This window comes from Corynebacterium sp. CNJ-954 (assembly GCF_001942345.1).
Classification (GTDB): domain Bacteria; phylum Actinomycetota; class Actinomycetes; order Mycobacteriales; family Mycobacteriaceae; genus Corynebacterium.
The window spans coordinates 88,821-112,698 of the sequence record NZ_MKKI01000046.1 but is presented as its reverse complement, the minus strand read 5'-3'; the positions used below and the strand labels follow the sequence as shown (position 1 = coordinate 112,698).

23 protein-coding genes are annotated in these 23,878 nt (G+C 65.5%); 8 read left to right on the top strand and 15 right to left on the bottom strand.

Going from position 1 to position 23,878, the window contains the following annotated elements:
- Nucleotides 1-37: 37 nt before the first annotated feature.
- From BJF89_RS17800 to BJF89_RS17780, 5 genes are all read right to left on the bottom strand, one after another.
- Nucleotides 38-1,069 (bottom strand): intradiol ring-cleavage dioxygenase, encoded by a 1,032-nt coding sequence (locus tag BJF89_RS17800; protein ID WP_075816384.1) that lies wholly within the window; start codon nucleotides 1,067-1,069, stop codon nucleotides 38-40.
- A 182-nt stretch (nucleotides 1,070-1,251) separates the two neighbouring features.
- On the bottom strand, nucleotides 1,252-1,866 hold the full coding sequence (locus tag BJF89_RS17795; protein WP_075816383.1) for a dihydrofolate reductase family protein: 615 nt from the start codon (nucleotides 1,864-1,866) through the stop codon (nucleotides 1,252-1,254).
- Nucleotides 1,867-1,933: 67 nt separating this feature from the next.
- The gene (gene ispF / locus BJF89_RS17790; RefSeq protein ID WP_075816382.1) at nucleotides 1,934-2,416 is read right to left on the bottom strand and encodes a 2-C-methyl-D-erythritol 2,4-cyclodiphosphate synthase; all 483 of its coding nucleotides are present in this window, start codon (nucleotides 2,414-2,416) and stop codon (nucleotides 1,934-1,936) included.
- On the bottom strand, nucleotides 2,413-3,291 hold the full coding sequence (locus BJF89_RS17785; RefSeq protein ID WP_075816381.1) for a 2-C-methyl-D-erythritol 4-phosphate cytidylyltransferase: 879 nt from the start codon (nucleotides 3,289-3,291) through the stop codon (nucleotides 2,413-2,415). The genes ispF and BJF89_RS17785 overlap by 4 nt, the downstream gene beginning before the upstream one ends.
- Nucleotides 3,292-3,320: 29 nt before the next feature.
- A complete protein-coding gene (locus BJF89_RS17780) occupies nucleotides 3,321-3,911 on the bottom strand; it encodes a CarD family transcriptional regulator (protein WP_038550138.1) in 591 nt (196 codons plus the stop codon).
- Between the two features lie 217 nt (nucleotides 3,912-4,128).
- Here BJF89_RS17780 and BJF89_RS17775 point away from each other — a divergent pair, with 217 nt between their 5' ends.
- Both BJF89_RS17775 and radA read left to right on the top strand, forming a co-directional pair.
- Nucleotides 4,129-4,728, top strand: coding sequence for a hypothetical protein (locus BJF89_RS17775; protein ID WP_075816380.1), 600 nt, complete (start codon nucleotides 4,129-4,131; stop codon nucleotides 4,726-4,728).
- An 87-nt stretch (nucleotides 4,729-4,815) separates the two neighbouring features.
- A complete protein-coding gene (gene radA / locus BJF89_RS17770) occupies nucleotides 4,816-6,210 on the top strand; it encodes a DNA repair protein RadA (RefSeq protein ID WP_075816379.1) in 1,395 nt (464 codons plus the stop codon).
- Here radA and BJF89_RS17765 read toward each other — a convergent pair.
- Together BJF89_RS17765 and BJF89_RS17760 are read right to left on the bottom strand one after the other, a co-directional pair.
- Nucleotides 6,197-6,919, bottom strand: a complete 723-nt coding sequence (locus tag BJF89_RS17765; RefSeq protein ID WP_075816378.1) for a hypothetical protein — start codon at nucleotides 6,917-6,919, stop codon at nucleotides 6,197-6,199. The genes radA and BJF89_RS17765 overlap by 14 nt on opposite strands.
- Nucleotides 6,920-6,991: 72 nt before the next feature.
- Nucleotides 6,992-7,678: a carbonic anhydrase gene (locus BJF89_RS17760; RefSeq protein ID WP_075816377.1), complete on the bottom strand. Its 687-nt coding sequence runs from the start codon at nucleotides 7,676-7,678 to the stop codon at nucleotides 6,992-6,994.
- 68 nt (nucleotides 7,679-7,746) lie between these two features.
- On the opposite strand from BJF89_RS17760, the gene BJF89_RS17755 reads away from it, so the two are divergent.
- Entirely contained in the window at nucleotides 7,747-8,736 is a 990-nt protein-coding gene (locus BJF89_RS17755) for an A/G-specific adenine glycosylase (protein ID WP_075816450.1), read from the top strand.
- Nucleotides 8,737-8,779: 43 nt separating this feature from the next.
- On the opposite strand, the gene BJF89_RS17750 is transcribed toward BJF89_RS17755, so the two are convergent.
- A complete protein-coding gene (locus tag BJF89_RS17750; protein WP_075816376.1) occupies nucleotides 8,780-11,422 on the bottom strand; it encodes an ATP-dependent Clp protease ATP-binding subunit in 2,643 nt (880 codons plus the stop codon).
- Between the two features lie 338 nt (nucleotides 11,423-11,760).
- On the opposite strand from BJF89_RS17750, the gene BJF89_RS17745 reads away from it, so the two are divergent.
- Complete coding sequence (locus BJF89_RS17745) at nucleotides 11,761-13,527, top strand: AMP-binding protein (RefSeq protein WP_075816375.1); 1,767 nt, start codon at nucleotides 11,761-11,763, stop codon at nucleotides 13,525-13,527.
- Between the two features lie 178 nt (nucleotides 13,528-13,705).
- Nucleotides 13,706-13,840: a hypothetical protein gene (locus tag BJF89_RS19840; protein ID WP_255372740.1), complete on the top strand. Its 135-nt coding sequence runs from the start codon at nucleotides 13,706-13,708 to the stop codon at nucleotides 13,838-13,840.
- A 305-nt stretch (nucleotides 13,841-14,145) separates the two neighbouring features.
- Here the strand turns inward: BJF89_RS19840 and BJF89_RS17740 are convergent, their stop codons facing one another.
- From BJF89_RS17740 to lysS, 5 genes are all read right to left on the bottom strand, one after another.
- A complete protein-coding gene (locus BJF89_RS17740) occupies nucleotides 14,146-15,354 on the bottom strand; it encodes an acyl-CoA dehydrogenase family protein (protein WP_075816374.1) in 1,209 nt (402 codons plus the stop codon).
- A 35-nt stretch (nucleotides 15,355-15,389) separates the two neighbouring features.
- Complete coding sequence (locus tag BJF89_RS17735) at nucleotides 15,390-16,799, bottom strand: acyl-CoA dehydrogenase family protein (RefSeq protein ID WP_075816373.1); 1,410 nt, start codon at nucleotides 16,797-16,799, stop codon at nucleotides 15,390-15,392.
- 255 nt (nucleotides 16,800-17,054) lie between these two features.
- The gene (locus BJF89_RS17730) at nucleotides 17,055-18,008 is read right to left on the bottom strand and encodes an MFS transporter (protein ID WP_255372739.1); all 954 of its coding nucleotides are present in this window, start codon (nucleotides 18,006-18,008) and stop codon (nucleotides 17,055-17,057) included.
- 23 nt (nucleotides 18,009-18,031) lie between these two features.
- Complete coding sequence (locus tag BJF89_RS19835; RefSeq protein WP_255372738.1) at nucleotides 18,032-18,397, bottom strand: MFS transporter; 366 nt, start codon at nucleotides 18,395-18,397, stop codon at nucleotides 18,032-18,034.
- A gap of 92 nt (nucleotides 18,398-18,489) precedes the next feature.
- On the bottom strand, nucleotides 18,490-20,121 hold the full coding sequence (gene lysS / locus BJF89_RS17725) for a lysine--tRNA ligase (protein ID WP_083651099.1): 1,632 nt from the start codon (nucleotides 20,119-20,121) through the stop codon (nucleotides 18,490-18,492).
- Nucleotides 20,122-20,283: 162 nt separating this feature from the next.
- Here lysS and BJF89_RS17720 point away from each other — a divergent pair, with 162 nt between their 5' ends.
- Together BJF89_RS17720 and BJF89_RS17715 are read left to right on the top strand one after the other, a co-directional pair.
- On the top strand, nucleotides 20,284-21,297 hold the full coding sequence (locus tag BJF89_RS17720) for an SPFH domain-containing protein (protein ID WP_075816372.1): 1,014 nt from the start codon (nucleotides 20,284-20,286) through the stop codon (nucleotides 21,295-21,297).
- Nucleotides 21,287-21,505, top strand: a complete 219-nt coding sequence (locus BJF89_RS17715; protein WP_075816371.1) for a hypothetical protein — start codon at nucleotides 21,287-21,289, stop codon at nucleotides 21,503-21,505. Before BJF89_RS17720 ends, BJF89_RS17715 begins: the two co-directional genes overlap by 11 nt.
- 7 nt (nucleotides 21,506-21,512) lie before the next feature.
- Here BJF89_RS17715 and BJF89_RS17710 read toward each other — a convergent pair whose 3' ends face one another.
- Nucleotides 21,513-21,818 carry a DUF503 domain-containing protein gene (locus BJF89_RS17710; protein WP_075816370.1) on the bottom strand — a complete coding sequence of 102 codons (306 nt, stop codon included), beginning with the start codon at nucleotides 21,816-21,818 and terminating at the stop codon, nucleotides 21,513-21,515.
- Nucleotides 21,819-21,962: 144 nt separating this feature from the next.
- Here BJF89_RS17710 and BJF89_RS17705 point away from each other — a divergent pair, with 144 nt between their 5' ends.
- Nucleotides 21,963-23,240 carry a hypothetical protein gene (locus tag BJF89_RS17705; RefSeq protein ID WP_255372737.1) on the top strand — a complete coding sequence of 426 codons (1,278 nt, stop codon included), beginning with the start codon at nucleotides 21,963-21,965 and terminating at the stop codon, nucleotides 23,238-23,240.
- A 22-nt stretch (nucleotides 23,241-23,262) separates the two neighbouring features.
- Here the strand turns inward: BJF89_RS17705 and BJF89_RS17700 are convergent, their stop codons facing one another.
- Complete coding sequence (locus BJF89_RS17700) at nucleotides 23,263-23,637, bottom strand: hypothetical protein (RefSeq protein WP_075816368.1); 375 nt, start codon at nucleotides 23,635-23,637, stop codon at nucleotides 23,263-23,265.
- Between the last annotated feature and the right edge of the window lie 241 nt (nucleotides 23,638-23,878).

Below are 23,878 nucleotides of genomic sequence, written 5' to 3'. Positions count from 1 at the left end.
TTCTGTGATTCTCTGGTTGACGGTGTGACGGTCGTCGTCAGGACGCTGCGGTGTCCGGTGCGCCGGCCGGCGGTTCACCCGGTGATTCACCGTTGGGGGGCTCGCCGCCGGGGCCGGCACCTTCACCGCCGGCCCCTCCCGGGCCACCGCCTGCGGGAGCTGCACCGGCGCTGGGTTCAGTGGTGGTGTCCACCCTCACCACCAGCGAAGCGATGTACCCGGAATCGACGTCGCCGCTGATCGTGGCCATCTGCAACGCCCCGGCGTCCTCGCCGAACACGTTGTCGGTCTCGAGGGTGATCTGGGACAGGTTGTCTGACGACCCGTCATAGACCGACGAGGTGTAGACCTCGTTGAGGACGTCCTCCGGAATCGCCATCTGTGAGGTGGAGATCGCGTTGGCGGAATCATCGGTGGAATCGACGTCGGGGTACACCTCGAAGTGGATGTGGGTCCACCGCCCGGTGTAACAACCCGGCATCACGGAGGTGAACGTCACCGACCCGTCGGCATCGGCGACCTGGACTCCACGGAGCCAGGTCTCGTCCTCGACACCCTCTGAGTACATCGAGTACTGCCCTTGTGCGTCACAGTGCCAGGCGTACACCGCGACACCGGTGAACGGCGCATCATCATTGGCCATGTCGGTGACGGTGAAGGTGAACTCCAACGGCACACCGTCGACCGGCGCGTCGGCACCGATGCTGGAACGGATGTCACTGCGCACGATCCCCGATTCCGACAGCACGTCCGGGCCGTTGGAACCGTCTGCCGGGTACGGGCCGGCTGTCTCGTCCGGAATCTCACCGGAGGGCAGGGTCGACGAGGCGGCACTGCCGGTGGTCGTCGCCGCATTGGTGGTACCGGACGTCGGGTCCGAGCAGGCTGCCAGCGCGACGGCGCCTGCCCCGGCGACACCTGCGCCGAGGAACATCCGCCGGCTCACCAGGGTCCGCAGATCGAATCCGACGCCCTGGTCGACAACCTCCTCCTCGGGCCGGTCGAGCAGTCGGCCCTCGTAGGCGGGGCCGGCGGGAGTGTCGGTGGGGTCAGGCACGCGGGTGGCCATGATGGTCCTCCTTGGTCTTCGGGACTGTTGTGGGGTCTACGGTGGTGGAGGGCTTCCTGTCCGTCCGTCACCGTGACCTTGAGTCTCGTCGACCGTGGCCCCCGCCGCGTCCCCTCTACGCAGTCATCACGTACCCCCAGCGCGGTATTGTGCGGTACATCCCCTGCACTATCCGGCGCGTTCTACCCGTCGGTCGGGGTATGCGCGGTGACACGGTCGTAGGTGAGGATCAGTGCACCGCTGGGAAGTACGGTGTGGTCCCTCAACTCCCAGGAACACGGGTCGAACTGAGCACCGCCGGAGAACAACGGGATACCGGAACCGATGGTCAACGGCGCCACTTTGAGAATGAGCCGGTCTATCTCGGAGTACAGGGCTGCCGCCAGTGTGCCACCACCCAGCAGCCAGATGCCCTTACCCGGTTGCCGCTTGAGTTCACGCACCGTCGCCTCCGGATCCGCGGACATGAGCTCAACCTGCGGTGAGGGCACTTCAGCGAGAGTCCGGGAAAACACCAGGTGCCGGAGGTGCGGAAACGCGTCGGGGATCCCGGCCGCCACGCCGATCTCGTAGCTTCGACGCCCCTCGAGAACAGTGTCGACGTGTGTCCCCGGACCGGTGAGAGAAAAGGCGTCACGAGCGGGACCGGGAAGCATTTCCGGGTACTCGGCGACCAGGTGCTCCACATAATCCGGGGGCAACGGCCAGAACCCTTCCGGCCCCGTCGGATCCGCACCGTCCGGCCCCGCGATGAAACCGTCGAGTGTCGTAGCGATGAAGTAGACGAGCTTGCGCATGGCACGATCCTCCTGCAGGCGGGTGCTGCCCGAGACTACCAGCGCAGCTCCCTGTGCCGGGGCGTGGTTACGCGGGGTCGTCCTGCCAGACGACGGCCGTCGCCACTGCGGCCACCCCTTCACCACGACCGGTGAACCCCAGGTGGTCCGTCGTGGTGGCGGAGACGCTCACCGGAGCGCCGAGATGAGCGGACAGAACCTGCTCCGCCTCGACACGCCGCGGCCCCATCTTCGGCCGGTTCCCGATCATCTGGACAGCAGCGTTGCCGATGGTGAATCCGTGGGACACCAGAAGGTCCCGGCACTCGGTGAGCAACTGTGCCCCGGTGACTCCCGCGTACTCGTCGCGTCCGACCCCGACGAAAGAACCGAGGTCCCCGAGGCCGGCGGCGGACAGCAGGGCGTCCACGACAGCATGCGCCACCACGTCACCGTCGGAATGCCCCTCGCATCCGTCCACCTCGTCAAAGAACAGACCGGCCATCCAGCACGGTTTACCGCCCTCTACCTGGTGGGCGTCGGTGGCCACACCGACCCGGGGAATGATCACGCCACTCCCCCGTCGCCTGCCGTCCGGTGGGCCCTCTCGAGATCTTCCGGCAACGTGATCTTGAACGCCTGCTCGTCACCCGGAACCGTCACGACCGTCTCCCCGGCCATCTCCATCAGCGATGAATCGTCGGTGACTGCGACAGGTGCCAGGTCCGACGGAGGTTCCCCGGTGGGGTGCGCGGAATCGAGTTCCTCCCTCGCCTGCTGCATCCGGTTCGCCGCGAGCAACCTGTCCAGGGCGAAGACCTGCGGGGTCTGGGCCGCCCGCAGTCCACGACGTTGCGGCGTGGCGCGGATGACCTCGGCGCCGTCCAGTGCCCCGCCAGACACCGTCTCCACCACCTTGACGGTGTCGGTCACCGGCACAACCGGTACCGCGCCCGCCCACGACCCAGTGGAGACACCTTCCGCCGCCGCGTCGACCGTAGCGCGGATCATCTCCGGCGGTGTAAGACACCGGGCGGCGTCATGGACGGCGACGAGGAAACCTCCGGCCAGGTCATCGTCCATGTCATCAGGGTCCGCGCAGTCAGCTTCCGGGTCGGAGCTGCTTCCACCGATCAAGGTCCGGACCGCCTCCAGGCCTGCCCGCACGGAGTCTGACCGGTCGGTTCCACCGAGGACCACAGTGACCTCCATCGGCGCCCACAACCCGATCTGGCTGCTGACCAGGTCGTGAGTGTGTTCAACCATGTCGGTGGAGACTGTCACCACCGTATGGCCGACAGAGTCCGACGCGGCGAGCCCGTCAAGGCACCGTTCCAGGATCGTCCGGCCACCGACCTGCACGAAAGCTTTCGGCAGGACCTCCCCCAGCCGTGTTCCGCTGCCCGCGGCCGCGACAACGGCGTACACCCGGTCAAGTCCGTCCACAGCGCCACCCCTAGACCCGGCCACCGGGCTCAGTCCTCGTCTTCGCCGAGCTCGTCGTCGAGGTCGACGGACTGCGGTGCATCCTCCTCAGTGACACCGGCGGCGCGACGGGCCGCCGATTCCTCGCGGTGCCGCACGATGGTCTCCTCCATCTTGCGTACCGTGGCATCGGCCTTCTCGTCGTCCACACCCTCGGCGAGAGCCAACTCACCGACGAGGACCAGACGCGCCTTGGCGAGCATGCGCTTCTCGCCTGCGGACAGCCCGCGGTCCTGGTCGCGACGCCACAGGTCGCGAACAACTTCGGCGACCCGGTTCACGTCGCCGGACGCCAGCCGTTCCTGGTTGGCCTTGTATCGGCGGGACCAGTTGCCCGCCTCCTCGACATCCGTCTCCCGCAGGACGGAGAAAACCTTGAGCAGGCCTTCCTCGCCGACGACGTCGCGGACGCCGACCGTCTCCGCGTTCGCGGCGGGCACCCGGACGAGCAGGTCCCCCTGGTTGACCCGGAGCACGAGGTAGTCGACCGGCTCCCCCTTGAAAACGCGCTGCTCAATTCCCTCGATCACTGCTGCACCGTGGTGGGGGTAAACGACGACGTCCCCGATGTTGAACTCCATGACGAGCCAGTTTAGCACCCTCCCCGGACACCCGCGGTCCCGCCTGCGTCTCCCTCCGCGCCCACCCCGTATGGGCCCATACAGCCGGGCCGAACTAGGTGTCCAGCACCCCCACAGGTTAATGTGGACTCGACGAAACCCGCCGCCCTGACATGTGACGGGACATATCATCTGCAGTTGACGGCCCCGGACGGGCCTCAGATGGAGGAGAACCACAGTGAAGAACCGGAAGCCCGCCGCCCGTCGGCTGCTCGCCGTCACCGCCGGTTGCGCGGCCCTGGCCCTGTCCGCCTGCGGCGCAGGTCAGATCTCCCAGACGGCCAACCAGGTAGCCGCGGTCAACGGCACGAACGGCGAGCTCGGCGACGCCGTCGTCCGGGACGTCACCCTGATCACCCAGGAAGACAACTCCGTCGCGCTGAAGTTCAACGCCTCCAACCAGGGCGTCGAGGGCGACGACATCACCCTGGAGCGGATCTCCGTGCAGGACGCCTCGGTCGACCTCGGTGAGAGCGTCACCATCTCCCCGGACTGCTCGGTTGTCGCCGACTCCGAGTCCGCGATCAAGGAGATGAACCCCTCCAACGCGGACGTGGGATGCACGCAGTACCTGGACACCACCGTGGACGGCGAGAACTTCTACAGCGGTGCGGCGCGGGTCGTGACCTTCGAGTTCAGCAACGGCGATATCGAGATCAACGCCCCGATCGTCGCCTGGTACACCGAGGCCGGCCAGACCAACCGGCACCAGGACGGTGTCACCCGTGAGGGCACCGACACCATCGACGGTGACCACGAGGGCCCGGACATCGGCTGACTCCTCTTCTCCCCGTCTGACGCGCATATTCCTGCTTCCAGGAGATGCGCGTTTTTCATGTCCGCCCCCGCTACTAGTCTGTGAGCCATGGCCACGAAAACCACGAACCGCAAACCCCGCAGCACCTACAGCTGCTCCTCCTGTGGCCACCAGGTATCGAAGTGGGTCGGCCGGTGTCCGTCCTGTCATGAGTGGGGGACGATGGCCGCCGTCGGCGCCACGTCCGCGGCCTCCCCCACCCCGGCGGGGTTGACCCCGACATCTCCGGCACAGCGGGTGACCGACATCGACCCGACCATCGCCAACCACCGCACCAGCGGGATCCGCGAGCTGGACCGGGTGCTCGGTGGTGGCGTTGTCCCCGGCAGCGCCGTCCTGCTCGCCGGTGAACCCGGCGTGGGCAAGTCCACCCTGCTGCTCGAGGTCGCCAACCGGTGGGCCCGTCAGGACCGCAGCGTCCTGTACCTCACCGCAGAGGAGTCGGTGGGACAGGTGCGCCACCGCGCGGAACGTACCGGGGCCCTGTCCGGGTCACTGTTCCTGGCCGCTGAGCACGACCTGGAGACGGCTCTGGGGCAGATCGACGCAGTGCAGCCCGAACTGGTGATCATCGATTCCTTGCAGACGCTCAACGCCTCCGGGGTGGAGGGCGTGGCAGGTGGTGTCGCCCAGACGCGCGCGGTGGCCGCCACGCTGACCACCCTGGCGAAATCCACCGGAGTCCCGGTCCTGCTCGTCGGGCACGTGACCAAGGACGGCAACGTCGCCGGTCCGCGCACCGTTGAGCACCTGGTGGATGTCGTCCTGAATTTCGAGGGCGACCGGCACAGCTCCCTGCGCTTCCTGCGCGGGCAGAAGAACCGGTTCGGCGCGACCGACGAGGTGGGGTGTTTCGAACAGACGGCTGACGGGATCCGCGAGGTTGCCGACCCGTCCGGGCTGTTCCTGCACCACCGGGACGACCCGGTCGCCGGTACCGCCGTGACGGTCCTGATGGACGGGCGGCGACCGATGCTCGGTGAGATCCAGACGCTCGCGTTGGAGACCCAGATGCACACACCTCGACGGGTCGTCACGGGGATCGACGCCAGCCGCGTCGCTGTTGTGCTGGCGGTCCTGGCCAAGCGCGCCGGCGTCGATCTGATGGGGCACGAGGTCTACGCGGCGACTGTCGGGGGGATGAAGATCAACGAGCCCGGAGCGGATCTCGCACTCGCACTGGCCCTCGCGTCAACGGCCTCCGGAAAGGCGTTGCCGACCGGCCTGGTCGCGGTCGGGGAAGTCGGCCTCGGAGGTGAGGTCCGACGCGTGCCGGACCTGCGACAGCGCCTGGCAGAGGCCCGACGACTGGGCTTCACCACCGCCGTCGTCCCGGATTCCACCCGGGGCGCCGACCGGACCACACCGCCGGAAGGGCTGCGCATCATCGCCGTCGGTACTGTTCAGGAAGCCGTGGCGAAGATCGGCGTCACGCGAGGTTGAACGTCTGCGACTCCGAGGTGTTGTCACCGATGTGCCCGTAGACCATGTACGCGCCGTTGCCGACCGGCTCGCGGTTGTCGCAGGAGTCCGGGGACGAGGTGGTCCGTGACCACGCGGTCATCTCGAAGGTGCGGGACTGGTCCGGATCCAGTCGCAGCCGTCCGGTCGATGTCGGTGAATTGCAGTCGGTGTCGCCCCAGACCCGGGAGTACCCGGAATCCATGGTGAACACCTCGAACTTCAGCTCGTCCTCGCTGAGGTCGATGTCGCACTCCCCGGATGTGGGGTTGGTGACCTCAAGGAAGAAGTTCGGCTGCTGGCCATCCCGGAACGTCGGTGCGCCCGGCCGTACGGACAGGCGGAGGTCGTCCAGCCCGCAGGTTTCCTTCGACGCGACGTCATCGGGGACCGGCTCGGTCTCCGAGGGCTCAGCAGAGCGTGACGGCGACTCAGACTCTGACGCTTCCGTGGATGCCTCACTCGATGCCGCGGATTCGGTCGATTCCTGTGTCGTCCCGGGCGAGGTCTCGGAGACCGCAGAGGACTCCGATGTCTTGGCGACCTGGTCCTGGCCGTCGTCCCCACCGGTCAACGAGCTGATGACCCACCACAACAGCGCGACAACCACGACCAGAACCACCACCGCCGTGATACGACGGCGCTGGTAGATTTCCGGGGGCAACGGCCGGGGATCATTACGCTGACTCACACGCCCAGTGTAACCAGCACGGACGCCGCCACAACGTCATGACACCCCGGAGGTTGGGCGCCGACCCCGGCTTCAGGGCACCGGGGTGGCCGGCACCCCGTCAATCTCGAGACCGTAGCTGGCGACAGGTTCGGCCAGGCCGTCCGACAGGCGGTACCGCATACCGACCACACCGCACTGGCCGTCGCGGAGCCGCTCGAGGATCCCCGGGGAGCGGTCGACGATATGGTTCGCGATCTCCACCACGTGGTGCTTCTCGAAGTCCTCCCCCGTGTCCGCACCCTGCGACCGTGCCGCCAGCAATGACGGGGTGACCTTCTCGACGAGCACGCGCTGGAACCCCGGGGGCATGCTGCCCGTGGCCAATGCTGTCTGAGCGGCGGCGACAGCACCACAGCTCTCGTGCCCGAGCACCACGACAAGCGGGACGCCCAGAGACACCACCGCAAACTCCAGTGACGCGAGCACTGACAGGTCGGTGATCTCGCCAGCGGTACGGATGACGAAGATGTCACCGAGGCCCTGGTCGAAGACGATCTCCACCGGGACTCGCGAATCCGAGCATGCCAGCACCACCGCATTGGGCCGCTGGCCACCGGTGAGCAACTCACGACGTCCGCGGTCCTGGTTCGGGTGGGCGGAATCCTCGTCCATGAAGCGACGGTTGCCGGCCATCAGCAACTCGACGGCCTCCTGCGGTGTGAGGTGCCCTGCGGAGTCGTTGGTGTCACGGGCCGGTGCTGTTTCGTCTGATGTCATGCCGACTATTCTGCCACCGCCTTTTGCCGGGCGCCGTCCGTGCGGCACAGTAGTTCCCAGTGGACACCGTGACGACGCAAGAAACACCAGCCGCACCTGACAAACCGGCCTCACTGGGGACGGCGTTGAACCAGTGGTATGACAGGCATGCCCGTGACCTCCCGTGGCGGAGCCCCGGCACCACCCCGTGGGCCGTCCTGCTCAGCGAGATCATGTCCCAGCAGACCCCGGTGGCCCGGGTGGTCCCCCTGTGGACCGCCTGGTTGGAGCGGTGGCCGACGCCGGCGGACCTGGCGGAGGCACCCACCGACGAGATACTCCGGGCCTGGGCGAACCTGGGGTACCCACGGCGCGCGCTACGACTGCGCGAATGCGCCCGCGCGATCGTCACGGATCATCACGGCCGGGTGCCCGACACGGTCCCGGAACTCCTGGCGCTGCCGGGGATCGGCGACTACACCGCTCGTGCCGTCGCCGCGTTCGCCTTCGGATGCGCCGTCCCGGTCGTCGACACCAATGTCCGTCGCGTTCAACGGCGCCTGGCCCGAGGGGAGTTCCTGCAGGGCACGGCGAAAGCCGGAGACCTCGCCGACGTCGCCGACCTGATGCCCTGGGTGGACGATGACCCGGCGCTCACCAGGCGCGGTTACCGCAATCCGCGGCACCGGCCGGAGGATCGCCGGGAAGCTGTGGGCATGTGCGCGTCGCTGATGGAACTCGGTGCCACCGTCTGTACCGCGAAGTCACCGCAGTGCGGGATCTGCCCGGTCTCCGACCGCTGCCGGTGGATCGCCCTGGGACGCCCGGCACCGAGTGCCGCGGATTCGGCGGCGGCGAAGAAGCGGGTCCAGAAGTTCGAGGGCACCGACCGTCAGGTGCGGGGGCGGATCATGGCGATCCTCCGGGCGGAGGGGACCACAGAGGTCGCCGTCGACGAGTTCACCGGGACCAGTGACGACGCCGAGCAGCGCGCCCGGGCCCTGGAATCCCTGGTCGCTGACGGGCTCGTCACGCAGACGGACGCCGGCCCCGGGGCCCGTTACCGACTACCTCGGTAGGGGCCGCCAGGACCGGCGTCCCGTGACGTCGTCCAGTGGACGGTCAGTCCCGGTGCTCTCCTGCGGAGACATCCTGGGTCTCCGGGAGTTCACCCTCGTCGGTCGCAGCGTCGATGACATTCTCCTGCGCGTCCTCGGCGGGTTCTGCCGCGATCTCCGGCAGCGGCTTCGGGCGGGAACCGAAGACGAACTTCGCGCCTTCGCCCTTACCGGTGCCGTCCCAGTTCTCGACGTCGACGGTGACGATCTCCCCGGCACCCATCTCGCCGAACAGGATCTTCTCGGACAGGTGGTCCTCGATCTCGCGCTGGATCGTCCTACGCAACGGACGTGCACCCAGCACCGGGTCGAAGCCGCGGACGGCCAGCAGGCTCTTCGCCTCCTCGGACAGTTCCAGACCCATGTCCTTCTCCGCCAGCGCCTTGCTCACCCGACCGGTCAGCAGGTCGACCATCTGGACGATCTGCTCCCGGGTGAGCTGGTGGAAGACCACGATGTCGTCGATACGGTTGAGGAACTCCGGGCGGAAGTGCTTCTTCAGCTCGTCGTTGACCTTCGACTTCATGCGGTCGTACTGGGCATCCTCATCGGTTTCACCCGAGCCCGAGAAGCCCATGCCCACGGCCTTGGAGATGTCCCTGGTGCCCAGGTTGGAGGTGAAGATCAGCACGGTGTTCTTGAAGTCCACCATCCGGCCCTGACCGTCGGTGAGTCGACCGTCCTCGAGGACCTGCAACAGGGTGTTGTAGATCTCCGAGTGCGCCTTCTCGATCTCGTCGAACAGGACGACGGAGAACGGCTTACGACGCACCTTCTCGGTCAGCTGGCCACCCTCGTCGTAACCGACGTATCCGGGAGGTGCACCGAACAGACGCGACGCGGTGAACTTGTCGTGGAACTCACCCATGTCGATCTGGATCAACGAGTCGTCGTCGCCGAACAGGAACTCCGCCAGTGCCTTCGACAGCTCGGTCTTACCCACGCCGGACGGGCCGGCGAAGATGAACGAACCGCTCGGACGCTTGGGGTCCTTCAGACCCGCACGGGTGCGTCGGATGGCCCGGGAGACTGCCTTGACCGCGTCATCCTGGCCGATGATCCGCTTGTGCAGCTCATCCTCCATGTGGAGCAGTCGCGTGGACTCCTCCTCGGTGAGCCGGACGACCGGAATACCGGTCCAGGCACCGAGGACCTCGGCGATCTGCTCCTCACCGACCTCGGCGACATCGTCGAGTTCACCGGCACGCCACTGCTTCTCCTTCTCCGCGCGTTCCTCGGTGAGCTTGCGCTCATCGTCACGCAGTGAGGCGGCCTTCTCGAAGTCCTGGTCGTCGATGGCGGCTTCCTTGGCGCGACGGACCTCGGCGATCTTGTCGTCGACGTCCTGGATCGCCTTCGGCGCGGTCATCCGCTTGATGCGCATCCGCGCACCCGCCTCGTCGATGAGGTCGACGGCCTTGTCCGGCAGGAAACGGTCGTTGATGTACCGGTCCGACAGCCGTGCGGCAGCGGCCAGGGCACCGTCGGTGATGGAGACCCGGTGGTGTGCCTCGTAACGGTCGCGGAGCCCCTTGAGGATCTCGATCGTCATCTCGGCACTGGGCTCGGGCACCTGCACCGACTGGAAACGGCGCTCGAGGGCCGCGTCCTTCTCGATGTGCTTGCGGTACTCGTCCAACGTCGTCGCACCGATGGTCTGCAGCTCACCACGGGCGAGCTTCGGCTTCAGGATGCTGGCGGCGTCGATCGCCCCCTCGGCGGCACCTGCACCGACAAGGGTGTGGATCTCGTCGATGAACAGGATGATGTCGCCGCGCTGGTTGATCTCCTTGAGCACCTTCTTCAGGCGCTCCTCGAAGTCACCACGGTAGCGGGACCCGGCGACCAGGGACCCCAGATCCAGTGAGTAGAGCTGCTTGTCCTTCAGGGTCTCCGGCACCTTGCCGTTGACGATGTCGAGGGCGAGTCCCTCGACGACGGCGGTCTTACCCACACCAGGCTCGCCGATGAGGACCGGGTTGTTCTTCGTACGACGCGAGAGCACCTGCATGATGCGCTCGACTTCCTTCTCGCGTCCGACGACCGGGTCCAGCTTGCCGTCCTTGGCCGCCTGGGTCAGGTTCTGGCCGAACTGGTCCAGGACCAGCGAATTGGACTTCTGGCCCGGCTTACCGCCGGAGCTCGAATCCGAGGACTGGCCCACACCGGCCGTGGCCGGCTCGTCCGGGGCAGCCTCAGGCTCGGTTCCCTCGTAACCCGACAGCAGCTGGATGACCTGCTGACGCACGCGGGACAGGTCGGCACCGAGCTTGACCAGCACCTGTGCGGCCACCCCCTCACCCTCGCGGATGAGTCCCAGCAGGATGTGCTCGGTGCCGATGTACTTGTGGCCGAGCTGCAGCGCCTCACGGAGGGCCAGCTCCAGAACCTTCTTGGCCCGGGGGGTAAAGGGGATGTACCCGCTCGGCGGGTGTCCACCGGTGCCGATGATGTCCTCGACCTCGGTACGCACCGCCTCCAGGGAAATACCCATGGATTCAAGAGCCTTGGCGGCAACGCCCTCACCCTCGTGGATCAGCCCCAGCAGGATGTGCTCGGTGCCGATGTAGTTGTGGTTGAGCGCGCGGGCCTCTTCCTGTGCCAGGACGACGACCCGTCGCGCACGGTCGGTGAACCTCTCGAACATTTGCTCTCCCTCGCTTCAAGGTCCGGATGTGGGGACCACCTTAGTGATTCAGCGTCTCCACGTTGAGTCACTTTGTACAACGACAGCCACCCACGGCTTGTTCCCTGACGCGTACCCCCACCAAAGGCCTATAAAACACCAGGTCACCGCATGCTTTTCCTGCCTCTGGACGCGTTGTACGCCGTCAGCGAACAGGTGTTTTTCACGGCTCCCGGAACCCCATACAGCTATTCCGGCGAAACGAACCATTTTTATCTGTAACCTGTCTTACACGACCACGTCCCCTGAGCGGTCTGTCACGACTATGCCGCAGCTTCAGTCCGAGAAAAAGGAGAACCATGAGCGGATCTGACCCCGCAGTCACGCTGAAACAACTTCCGCAACTCGCCGAAGGAGCAATTCCCCTCGTCAAGTCCGGCGTCTTCGGCGCGATGAGCCCGGTCGCCATGGGCAAGGCCCTGAAGGCCATCGTCCAGTGGTCATTCACCCCCGCGGGTCTTCTGGCCATCGGTGCGGCGCAGGATCCCTACCACACCGCCATTCTCGATGACGCCGGGTCAATCACCTACGGCGAGCTCCATGACCAGACAAACAAGCTGGCCGAGGCCCTCTACCGGACCGGCGTCCGCGAGCGCGACAAGATCGGCATGCTCAGCCGGAACCACCGTGGATTCATCATGACGCTGTGCGCACACGGCCGTCTGGGGACCGACATCGTCCTGTTCAACACGGGCGCATCGGCTGAACAGACCCGTGCCGTCATGAAGGAGCAGAAGATCGACCTGCTCTTCATCGACGAAGAGTTCATCCCCCTGCTCCCCAAGGGCTTCGACGAATGCCCGGTGATCATCAACTGGGAAGATGACCAGGACACCGCCGCCGCCCCCCTCACCGAGGAGGAGAGGGAGGCCCGGACGGCCGATATCGAGTACGCCAGTAACGTCGCCGACGCGCAGAAGTCCGAGGACCACGCCAGCAGGAATCCGGACTGGCCGACACTGACGGAGGTCCTGCGCACGGGTCCCGCCGAGTCGAAGATCCCGACACGCCCCCGTCGCGGCCGGACGATCATCCTGACCTCCGGAACGACCGGCACTCCGAAGGGTGCCCGCCGCCCGGAGCCGAAGACCTACCTTCCGGCGTCGTCGATCATGTCCCGGATCCCGCTCAAGCACCACCGCGGCTACTACGTGCCTGCGCCGATGTTCCACCTGTGGGGCTTCTGCCAGATCCAGCTGGGACTGGCACTGCGCGCGACGTTCATCCTGCAGCGCAAGTTCTCCCCGCGCGCAGCGGTGAAGCTCATCGAAGCGAACCGTCCGGCGAATATCGCGATCGTCCCCACCCAGCTCCGTCGCCTCCTCGAAGCGGTCCCGGAGAACTTCAACCCCGGTGTGAAATCGATCGTCGCCTGCGGTGAGGCGCTTCCGCCGCGGGTCATCCGTGACACTCATGAGAAGTTCGGGAAGATTCTCTACAACCTCTACGGTTCCACCGAGATCAGCTGGGCCTCGATCGCTCAGCCGCACGAACTTGACGAGCACCCGACGACGGCGGGCAAGCCGCCGATGGCCACGGTTCTGAAAATCGTCGACGACGACGGCGAAGAGGTTCCTGAGGGTGTCGTCGGACGGGTCTTCGTGGGCAATGACCTGCTCTTCGAGGGCTACACCCGTCCCGGGGTGGACAAGGAGAACCTCAACGGCCTGGTCTCCACCGGTGACCTCGGCTACTACGAGGACGGCCTGTTCTACCTGGCCGGACGCAGCGACGACATGATCGTCTCCGGCGGCGAGAACGTGTACCCGCAGGAAGCCGAGGATGTCATCTCCGACATGCCCGAGGTCTACGAGGTCGCCGTCCACGGTGTCGCCGACCCTGACTTCGGTCAGGCCCTCGCAGCCTATGTCGTCGTCAACGACGAAAAGGACAAGGAAGGCTTCGAGGAACGCGCGAAGGCGGCCGTGAAGGCGAAACTCGCCCGCCACAACGTCCCCCGGTACTACGTGTTCATGGACGTGCTCCCGCGCAACGCCGTGGGCAAGATCGTCCCGCGTGAACTCCCCGCCGTCGACAACGGGATGGATGACGACGACGCCGCATAGAACCGCGATGACGCACTGAACGCACGCGGTCATCCCGAGCGACCGAGAGCGGCCCGCAGATAGAGTCTGCGGGCCGCTCTTCCCTGTGCCGGACTGCTATCGTTCACGCAGCTGACGGGCCTCTGAGCGGGTAATCTGCGAAGCACACAACCTACAGTCCGTCTGACCGCCGGAGTACATGATGACGCCAGATCACCGGAAGCCCCCACCGCGCGTGTTGATCGTCGTCACCGGCATCGCGCTCACCGTCCTCGCCATTCCTGGCGGGGCCGTTATCGCACTACTCATCATCTCCCTGGTGCTCCGGATCTAGTCGCGGTTCCCGGACCCCTGTGCAGTCTTCGACGTGGACTATCGCACTTTATAAGCTTCTGATCCTCGCGAACCTGCAGGTCACAATTGAATCGCTCGGTTATGGGGTGCGAAGAGTGACGTATCCCCGGGTGACTGGGCACGATGCGCCCACCAGCAGCCACATCGCCAGGCTGCCTGCGGTCGTCTGACGGTACTGCCGCGGGATGCGCGGGGGAGGACGGACGGAGCGTCCGAGGATGACCGAACCGCAAAGAGCGGCCTCCAGTCGGTGTGACTGGAGGCCGCTCTTGGTCCTGTGAACTGCTACTTCAGCTGTGCTGAGGTCAGCTCCAGCTCACGGCGGGCGACAACCAGCTGCTGGATCTGCTGGGTGCCCTCGAAGATGTCGAGGATCTTCGAGTCGCGGGACCACTTCTCGAGCAGGGAGCGCTCGGAGTAGCCGTAAGTGCCGGCAAGCTCGACGGCGCGCAGGGTCAGGTCGGTGGCCATGCGACCGGCCTTCGCCTTGCACTCGGAGGCTTCCTTGTTGTTCGGCTGCTTGTTGTCCGCCATCCAGGCGGCACGCAGAGTCAACAGGTACGCAGCCTCCCAGTCGGATTCGAGGCGGATGTACTCGGCCACGGCAGCGGGCTGGTTCCAGCTCGGAGCATCGTAGTCGATCTCCAGACCGGCCTTCGTCAGGATCTTGCGCAGCTTCTCCAGCGAGGCGCGGGCGACACCGACGGCCATGCCTGCCACCAGCGGACGGGTGTTGTCGAACGTCGCCATGACGCCGCCGAAGCCCTTCTTCGTGTCGACCTCCGGGGAACCCAGCAGGTTCTCCTTCGGGACGCGCACGTTGTCCAGGATGAAGTGGGCGGTGTCAGAGGCACGGATGCCGAGCTTGTGCTCCAGTCGGGCCAGCTCAAAGCCCGGGGTGTCGCGGGGGACGACGAAGGACTTGATGGCGGCGCGGCCGGCGGACTTGTCGACAGAGGCCCAGACGACGACGTGGGTGCACCGGTCGCCGGCGGTGACGAAGATCTTCTCACCGTTCAGGACGTACTCGTCGCCGTCCAACTTCGCGGTGGTGGCGACCGCTGCGGAGTCGGAACCGAACTGCGGCTCGGTGATGGCCATGGATGCCCACACCTTGCCGAACCGCTCGAGCTGCTCATCGGTGGCCACAGCGGCGATGGCCGAGTTGCCGAGACCCTGGTAGGGGATCGACAGGGTGAGCCCGACGTCGCCCCAGCAGGTCTCGATGACGTTGACCAGGGAAGACATGTTGCCGCCGTTGCGGACGGATCCGTCGTCCTTCTTCTTGTCACCGCGGCCGCCGGATGCTCCGGCGAGGTTGCCGCCGCCGTCGGTCATTCCTTCGACCAGGGATGCCATGGTGTCGAGCTCGATGGGACGCTCGTGCTCGGCGAGATCGTACTTGCGTGCGATGGGACGGAAGATCTCCGCGGCGGCCTGGTGGGCCTGGTTGATGGTCCCGCGCAGCTTCTTCGGGAGTTCCAGGTTGATCATTACAGTGCTCCTTCGAGGTTGTTACTGACGGGGACTTACAGGACCACGACGCCTTCGGCGACACCGATGGCACGCAGGTCGCGGTACCACCGCTCCACCGGGTGCTCCTTGGTGTAACCGTGGCCACCGAGCAGCTGGACGCCGTCGAGACCGATCTGCATGCCACGGTCCGCGGCGAAGCGACGGGCGAGACCGGCCTCGCGGTTGTAGGAGAGTCCCTGGTCGATCCGGGAGACACCGCGGAGCAGGATCATGCGCAGTCCGTCGAGCTCGATGCGGATGTTGGCGACCATGAAGGCGACGGACTGACGGTGTGCGATGGGCTCACCGAAGGCCTGGCGTTCCTTGACGTAGGGCTTGACGTACTCGAGCACGGCCTCGGAGGTACCGGCAGCGAGTGCGGCCCAGCCCAGTCGGGCGCGGCGGATGATCTCGGCGTAGTTCTCGGTGCGGGTCTCGTTGTCGAGCTCTGCACCACCGAGCAGGTTGGAGGCCGGAACCTTCACGTCCTTGAGCAGGACGCGGCCCAGGCCTGCGGCACGGACACCCATGGACGGGTCGGCCTCGACCACGACGCCCTCGGTGGAGGACTCGACGATGGCGAAGGTGTTGACGCCGTCGAGGTCCACGGCGACGACGAACAGCTCGGCGGAGCCGGCGCTGGGGACCATGGTCTTCACACCGTTGATGACGATATTGTCGCCCTCACGCTTGGCGGTGGTCTGCAGGACGAAAGGGTCGAACAGGGCACGGGACTCGTTGACGATCACGGCAGCCTGGGGAACCGACTCGCCGGCGAACTCCGGCAGGTAGGTCTTCTGCTGTGCATCATCACCGTAGTTGGTGATGGTGGTGGCGACACCGGCGGGCGCCAGGATGGCGACGGCCTGTCCCATATCGCCGAATGCCAGTGCCTCTGCAACGAGAGCGGAGGTCGTGGAGGCGGACTCGGAGGCCAGACCCTCGAACTCCTCCGGCAGGCTGACCAGGGAGATTCCCAGTTCAGCTGCGGTGTTCAGGATCTCCTGGGAGGTTTCTGCGGCCTCATCGGCGTCGTGCGCACCGGGGCGGAGCTGCTCCTCGGCGAATTCACGCACGGCGGAGGTCAGCATCTCCTGGTCTTCGGAGGGGGTTAGGTCGAAGAGGGCCTTCGCGGGCTTCTTCGGCTCGGTGGTGCCGTCACCCTCGCTACCCTGGTTCTCCAGGCGCACCGGCTTGCCGGAGCCCTTGGACTTCTTGAACTGGCGGTTGATCGCACCGAGGGTACGCATTCCGCCCTTGGTGGACTCATAGGCCACCCGGTCCACCTTCTCGCTCAGACCGTACTTGGTGGCCAGGTCGGAGCCGGTGAAGCGGGTCAGGACACGCATTGCGGTACCGATGGCGTCACGCTTGATCGTGTTGAGGCCCGGTGTGGAATCGTTCCGCTTGCTTCGGTCACTCATGGTGAGGCAGCTACCTTTCGCTGTACTCGAGTGTCGCCCCGGCGGTCACCGGGGGACGGACAGTCTTAGACAGTCATGGAGTTGGGTCGGATAGATAATGATTACATCATAACCACGAACCATGATCCGCGTCACAAATGTCCCGATTCTCCGCCCACGGCACAGCACGGCCGCATTATTCGAGGTCACGCCCGGGCGAGCGACTCAATATCCCCCCATGAACCACCCCCGCGGGTGGAGTGACCGTTCCAGAGATCAGCCGATGGTGTCCGCCGCCTCGACAAGCCCACGCCGCCGCAGGAGTTCCGCCTCCTTCTTCCGCACCGGCCCGGCACACGCCACCGCAATGAACGAGAGCAGCGCCAGGGCGATCATGTATGCCGCGATAGGCCACCAGGCGTCGTCGAACTCGGAGAGCATCCACGTCGCGATGAGCGGCGCCGTTCCGCCGAAGATCGCCGCGCCGAGCTGGTACCCCAGGGTCACTCCCGTATAACGCACCCGGGTGCTGAAGATCTCGGACGTGAAGGTTCCGAGAGTCGCCGTGACCGGCGGCCAGACGACACCCAGCCCGATGATCACCGCCACAAACAGAGCCCAGTTCATCCGGAGATCCAGGAGCAGGAAGAAGGGAATGGAGAACAGGGCGATCAGCACCGTGCCCGTCATGAACATGGCCTGCCGTCCCGTCCGGTCCGACAACCTCCCCATCAGCAGAATGACGATGGTGCTGATGAAAGCCGCTGCACTGACGGCGTTCAGCGCCGTGGACCGCTCAAAGTCCAGCACACCGGTGGCGTAACTGACGACGAACGTCGCAAACACGTAGAACGGACCGGTCTCGACAACCTTTGCGCCGGTGGCGACAAGAACAGAACGCCAGTGGTCGCGCAGGGTGTCCTTGATCGGCAGTTTCGCCACGTTCCCGGACGCCTTGTTCTCGCGGAATGCCGGGGTGTCCGCCAGGCCACTGCGGATCCAGAGGCCGACGATCACCAGGATGATGCTGGCGATGAAGGGCAGTCGCCATCCCCAGGATTCGAACTGGTCGTCCGGGAGCATGGTCACGATGGAGAATGCGATGGTCGACAGGAGCATGCCGATGGTGATCCCGGTCTGCGGCACAGAACCGAAGAATCCACGTCGGTTCTCCGGCGCATACTCGAATGCCAGCAGAAGCGCTCCGCCCCACTCTCCCCCGATGGCCATCCCCTGGATGATCCGGCACAGGATCAACAGGATCGGGCAAGGACCCCCACCTGCTCATAGGTCGGCAACAGGCCGATGGCCACTGTGGCCCCACCCATCAACGACAGTGTGATCACCAGTGTCTTCTTGCGTCCGATACGGTCCCCGATATGGGAGAAGACCACCCCACCCAACGGACGGATGAAGAAGGTCAGCGACAGGGTCAGGTACGCCAGCATCTGCGAGACGAGCGGATCGTCCGACGGGAAGAACTGCTTGTCGAAGATGATCGCCGCAGCCGTGGCGTACAGGAAGAAGTCGAACCATTCGATGGCGCTGCCGCTGAGGCTGCCGATGAACACCCTACGGTTGGTCGTGCGGTCGCCCGCTGTAGCTTGCTTCTCTATCACGGTATCTCCAGTTGTGAGTCACAAAAACGGCCACCGGAAGACCCGACGGCCGTTACTCACACATTGTGACACACGCCACTGACAGCTCCGCCTCAGCTGTCCCTTTCCGGCTTCACCATCGGGAACAGCACCGTCTCACGGATACCCAGTCCCGTCAGCGCCATCAGCAGACGGTCGATGCCCATACCGTTTCCGGAAGTCGGCGGCATGCCCTGCTCCATAGCCGCCAGGAAATCCTCGTCCAGCACCATCGCCTCGTCGTCTCCGCCGGCGGCCAGACGCGCCTGGTCCTCGAAGCGTTCACGCTGGATCACCGGGTCCACCAGCTCGGAGTAGCCGGTCGCCAGCTCGAATCCCCGCACGTACAGGTCCCACTTCTCCGTCACCCCGCGCTTGCTACGGTGCTGGCGGGTCAACGGGGACGTCTCGACCGGGAAGTCACGGACGAAGACCGGCCCGTAGAGCTGATCCTCGCACAGGAGCTCCCAGATCTCCTCGACGAGCTTGCCGTGGCCCCATCCCCCCTTCGCGGGGACCGGCAGACCGATCACCGCCGCCAGTGTCTTGAGCTGCTCGACAGAGGTGTCCACGGTAACCTCGTCGACAACCTCCTGGTCGGGGAACTTACGGTTGAGCGCCTCGTTCAGGGAGGGGTACATCTCCATGGTCTTCCACTCACCGCCGAAGTCGTACTCGGTACCGTCCACGAGCGTCACGGTGGTGGAGCCGAAGACCTCCTCGGCGATTTCCTGGATGACCTCACGGATCAGTGTCGCGCCGGTGTCATAGGTCCCGTAGGCCTGGTAGGTCTCGAGCATCGCGAACTCCGGTGAGTGGGACGAGTCCACCCCCTCGTTACGGAAGTTACGGTTGACCTCGAAGACCTTGTCGATGCCACCCACGACACAGCGCTTGAGGTAGAGCTCCGGCGCGATCCGGAGGTAGAGATCGATGTCCAGCGCATTGGAGTGGGTCTCGAACGGTCGCGCGGCGGCACCACCGTGGAGGGTCTGCAGCATCGGAGTCTCGACCTCGAGGAAGTCACGACGCTCCAGCGCGTGGCGCAGGGCACGCATGACCTTGATACGTGTCACCGCGTTGGTCCTGGCCTGTTCACGCATGATCAGATCCGTGTAGCGGTGGCGGATGCGGGTGTCTTCGCTGAGTTCCTTGTGTGCCACCGGCAACGGGCGCAGCGACTTCGAGGCCATCGACCAGGAGTCCGCCATGACGGAGAGTTCGCCGCGCTTCGAGGCGACCACACGGCCGTGGATGAAGACGATGTCGCCGAGGTCGACGTCGGACTTCCAGGACGCCAGGGCGTCCTCCCCCACCTCGGCCAGCGACAGCATCGCCTGCAGCTGGGTACCGTCCCCGTCCTGGATCCGGGCGAACGCCAGCTTGCCGGTGTTACGTACGAAGATGACCCGGCCGGCGATTCCCACCTCTTCCTGGGTCTCGTCGCCGGCCTCCAGGTAGGTGACCCCTGCGACCCGTTCGATCGCCACCGCCTCTTCCTCGTCCTTCGGCAGAACAGTGTAGGACGCGACGATGTCCTTGAGCGCATGGGTGCGGGCGACCTCCACCGGGTACGGGTCACGGCCGTCGGCGATGAGGCGGTCACGCTTGCCACGTCGGACCTTCACCTGCTCGGGGAGGTCACCGCCGTCAATCTCCGGGGAGACCTGCGATGCGTTCTGGGGGGAGTTCTTCGCGTCAGTCACGGTGCTCCAGCCTACTGCATGGTGTCACGTGGACCTGCCCTGAGGCTGACGGGCGAACGGTCTGGTGGCTGAGCGGATGAGCAGTCTGTTGACATCAAACTGATATCACTTTAACGTTAAGTGATATCAGTTTCCGGAGATTCCGGGCGCAGAAAGGACACCATGACACCCGAGACCCCCACCGCGGCCCCCGACGGCGTCGCGGGCACCCCCGTCGGACACGACGGCACCAACGTGAGCATCAGCGAGCACCGTGCGTGGTCCGGTTCCACCGGACTGGCCGTCTTCGCCCTCCTCGGCGGTATCGTTCTCTTCCTCGCCCCCATCGCCCTGATCGTCTGGGCCGGGGTGGGCATGAGTTCCGGGAGCGTCGGTGAGGCACTCGGCGGTACACTCATCGGCGTCGGCGTGGTCCTCATCCTCCTGTCCGTGGTCATCCTGACGATGCTGCGTGTCATCAACCCCGGCCACACCCAGGTCGTCCAGTTCTTCGGCCGGTACCTCGGCACCAACCGGACCACCGGTCTCACCCTCGTGCCCCCGTTGGCGACGTCGAAGAAGGTCAGTGTCCGGGTCCGGAACTTCGAGACCAACGAAATCAAGGTCAACGACCTCAACGGCAACCCGGTGAAGATCGGCGCGATCGTCGTCTGGCAGGTGTCCGACACCGCGAAGGCCACCTTCTCCGTCGAGGACGTCGAGGAGTTCATCCACTCCCAGTCCGAGTCCGCACTGCGCCACGTGGCGACCACCCACCCCTATGACTCCGTGCCGGGACGCATCAACGCCGACGGGACGTCCGGGGACGCCGCCACCAGCCTCGCCGGTTCCACCGACGTGGTCTCGCAGGAGTTGGCCGACGAGGTCGCCGCCCGTGTCGCCGTCGCTGGGCTCGAGATCGTCGAGGCCCGCATCTCCGCGCTGTCCTACGCCCCGGAGATCGCCGGCGCGATGCTGCAGCGTCAGCAGGCCCAGGCGGTCGTCGACGCCCGGGAGCAGATCGTCGACGGTGCGGTGTCGATGGTCCAGACAGCTCTCGACCAGCTGGAGGAACGCGACATCGTCGACCTGGATCCGGAACGCCGCGCGTCCATGGTCTCCAGCCTGCTCGTCGTCCTGTGCTCCGACTCGTCGACCCAACCGGTGATCAACACCGGTGGTCTCCATGGCGCGTAAGAACGTCCCACTTCGCATCGACCCGGCGGTCTACGACGCGATCGCCCGCTGGGCCCACGATGACCTGCGCAGCGTGAACGCCCAGATCGAGGTGATGCTGCGCGATCAGCTGCGCCGGGCCGGGCGGTTACCGAAAACGACCGGCGAACTACCCAGACGTGGACGCCCACCGCGTCGTTCCGGCCCTGCCCCCGACACGACCGCCTAGAAGTGAACTAGAGGTCTTCAAGATCCCCGGAGGAAAGGTACCGGAGCCGCGCGGACAACACCTGGATCTCGGGCCGCGCAGCGACGAGACGTTCCACCGCCTCCAGGATCTCGACGACGTGCTCCCGGTCCCCACTGACCACCGACGCGCCGATCGCCGTCCGTCGGTGGAGGTCACGGTGATCGACCTCCGCCACGGAAATACCGAACTTCCGGTGCACTTCCGCGATCACCGGCCGGACCACGGAGCGTTTCTGTTTGAGCGAGTGTACGTCGCCGAGGAGAACGTCAAGTTCAAGAGTTCCGATCCACATATGGCCAGTAACAGTAGCCCATGCAGGACGGGAGCGACAGTGCCGACGTCCAACGGACCAGGACGATATGCGGTACAGTCCAGCAGTCCAGCCGCAGGCGACGGCGAGACAGCCACGAGACGACGACTCCAAGAGGACGGCACTGTGAAAGAACAACTCAAGATATCGATGGCATTCCTCGGACTGCTCGTGGGCGCCGGTTTCGCCACCGGACTCGAGGTCATCCAGTACTTCGCGTCCTTCGGCATCAACGGGCTGTGGGGGGCAATTCTCGCCGGTGTGGTGATGTCCGTGGCTGGTGCAGTGATCCTGCAGCTCGGCAGCTACTTCCTCGCGGACGAACACAAGGCGGTGTTCCGCAGCATCACCCATCCGGCAGTGTCATGGGCACTGGACATCGTGGTCACCCTGACGTTGTTCTGTATCGGTTTCGTGATGCTCGCCGGTGCCGGGTCGAACCTGGAGCAGCAGTTCGGCCTCCCGGCGTGGATCGGCGCGCTGATCATGACAGCCCTGGTCATGGTCACTGGTCTGCTCGACGTCGACAAGGTCAGCGACATCATCGGCGGGCTGACCCCACTCCTGATCATCGCGGTCGTCATCGGGTTCGTCTACACGCTGTTCAACCTGCCCGACGATTTCGGCGTCGTCAACGACCTGGCGACCCAGGAAGAGTCACCGGTGAGCCCCTGGTGGCTCTCAGCGGTGAACTACAACGGGCTCGCTCTTCTCCTGGGCGTGTCGATGTCGCTCGTGATCGGAGGCAACCACGCGAGCATGCGCGACGCCGGACGCGGCGGGCTGCTCGGCGGAATCATCTACACCGTCCTGCTTGCCTTGGCCGTGTTCACGCTGCTGGCCAACATCGAGACTGTCGCCGGCGACGATGTGCCGATGCTGACCCTGTTCGACTCGATGCACCCGGCGATGGCCTACGTGATGGTGTTCATCATCTTCGCGATGATCTACAACACCGCCATCGGCATGTTCTATGCATTGGGCAAGCGGGTCACGTCCTCCCGTCCCTCCTGGTACACCCCGGTGTTCCTCGCGTTGTGCGCCGCAGGGTACGCCGTGAGCTTCATCGGCTTCGACACCCTGATGACCTACGTCTACCCGGTTCTGGGGTACCTCGGCATGGCGATGGTGGCGCTCCTGGTGGGCTGGTGGATCTACGCCCGCAGGCGTCTCTCCGAGGAGAGCGGCCACCGTGACACCATCCGCGACCTCACCGAACAGCGTGAGGACGACGACGCCGACTTCAGCAGCGACGATGAGACCGAACTGTCGGATGAACTCGAGGAGTCCGACGCCGACTCCGACGCGCTGGCCGAGCAGGTCACCAGCGAAGTCACCGGTGAGGACGGCGACGATGACGGCGACGATGACGGCGGTTCCGAGGACCGTCGAGACGACGCCTGAGTCGCCCGTAGCCGCACCGCGGTCAGATCACGGCGCTCACCGGGATGCAGTCCTGCCTCCTCCCCCAGGCCGGGTACAGGAGCCGTCGCTGCGAAGCGACGGAGTCGAACTGTCCCCGCACGCACACCAGGGCGGAGTACTCAGGGATGAAGAGCACCTCTCCCAGGATGGAGTCGCGGGAGAATGCAGCCACGTCGTCGAGACTGTGGTTCCAGCCGAGCCGTGTCTCACCGCCGATGTCAGCCTCAAACCATCCCCCGCCGAGATCGGTCAGTTCCGCCGCTGTGAAGCGTTCGAGTCCTCCTGACGCCGGGTGGAGTACCTCGGCGACTTTCCGTGCCTGGATGTGGTGGACCTGATGTCCCGGATGGAACAGTCGGCATTGTGGATGACGCATGATGCTCCTATGAGTTCGCGTTTCCCCGTCGTGTCATCGGTGCGCGACGAGGCCGATCGTCCTCCGGGGGCACCGGTGTCCGCGACACGGTTGCCAGTCATCCACGCCAGCCGGGGTCCGGGTGGCCGCCGCATCCTGAAAGGTGCATTGCGACCACGGGATGAACTTCTTGATCGTGACCCCGAGCCTAACACAAATGTAGACCGAGCTGTCTAGTTATTTTCACGCTTGACCTTCACAG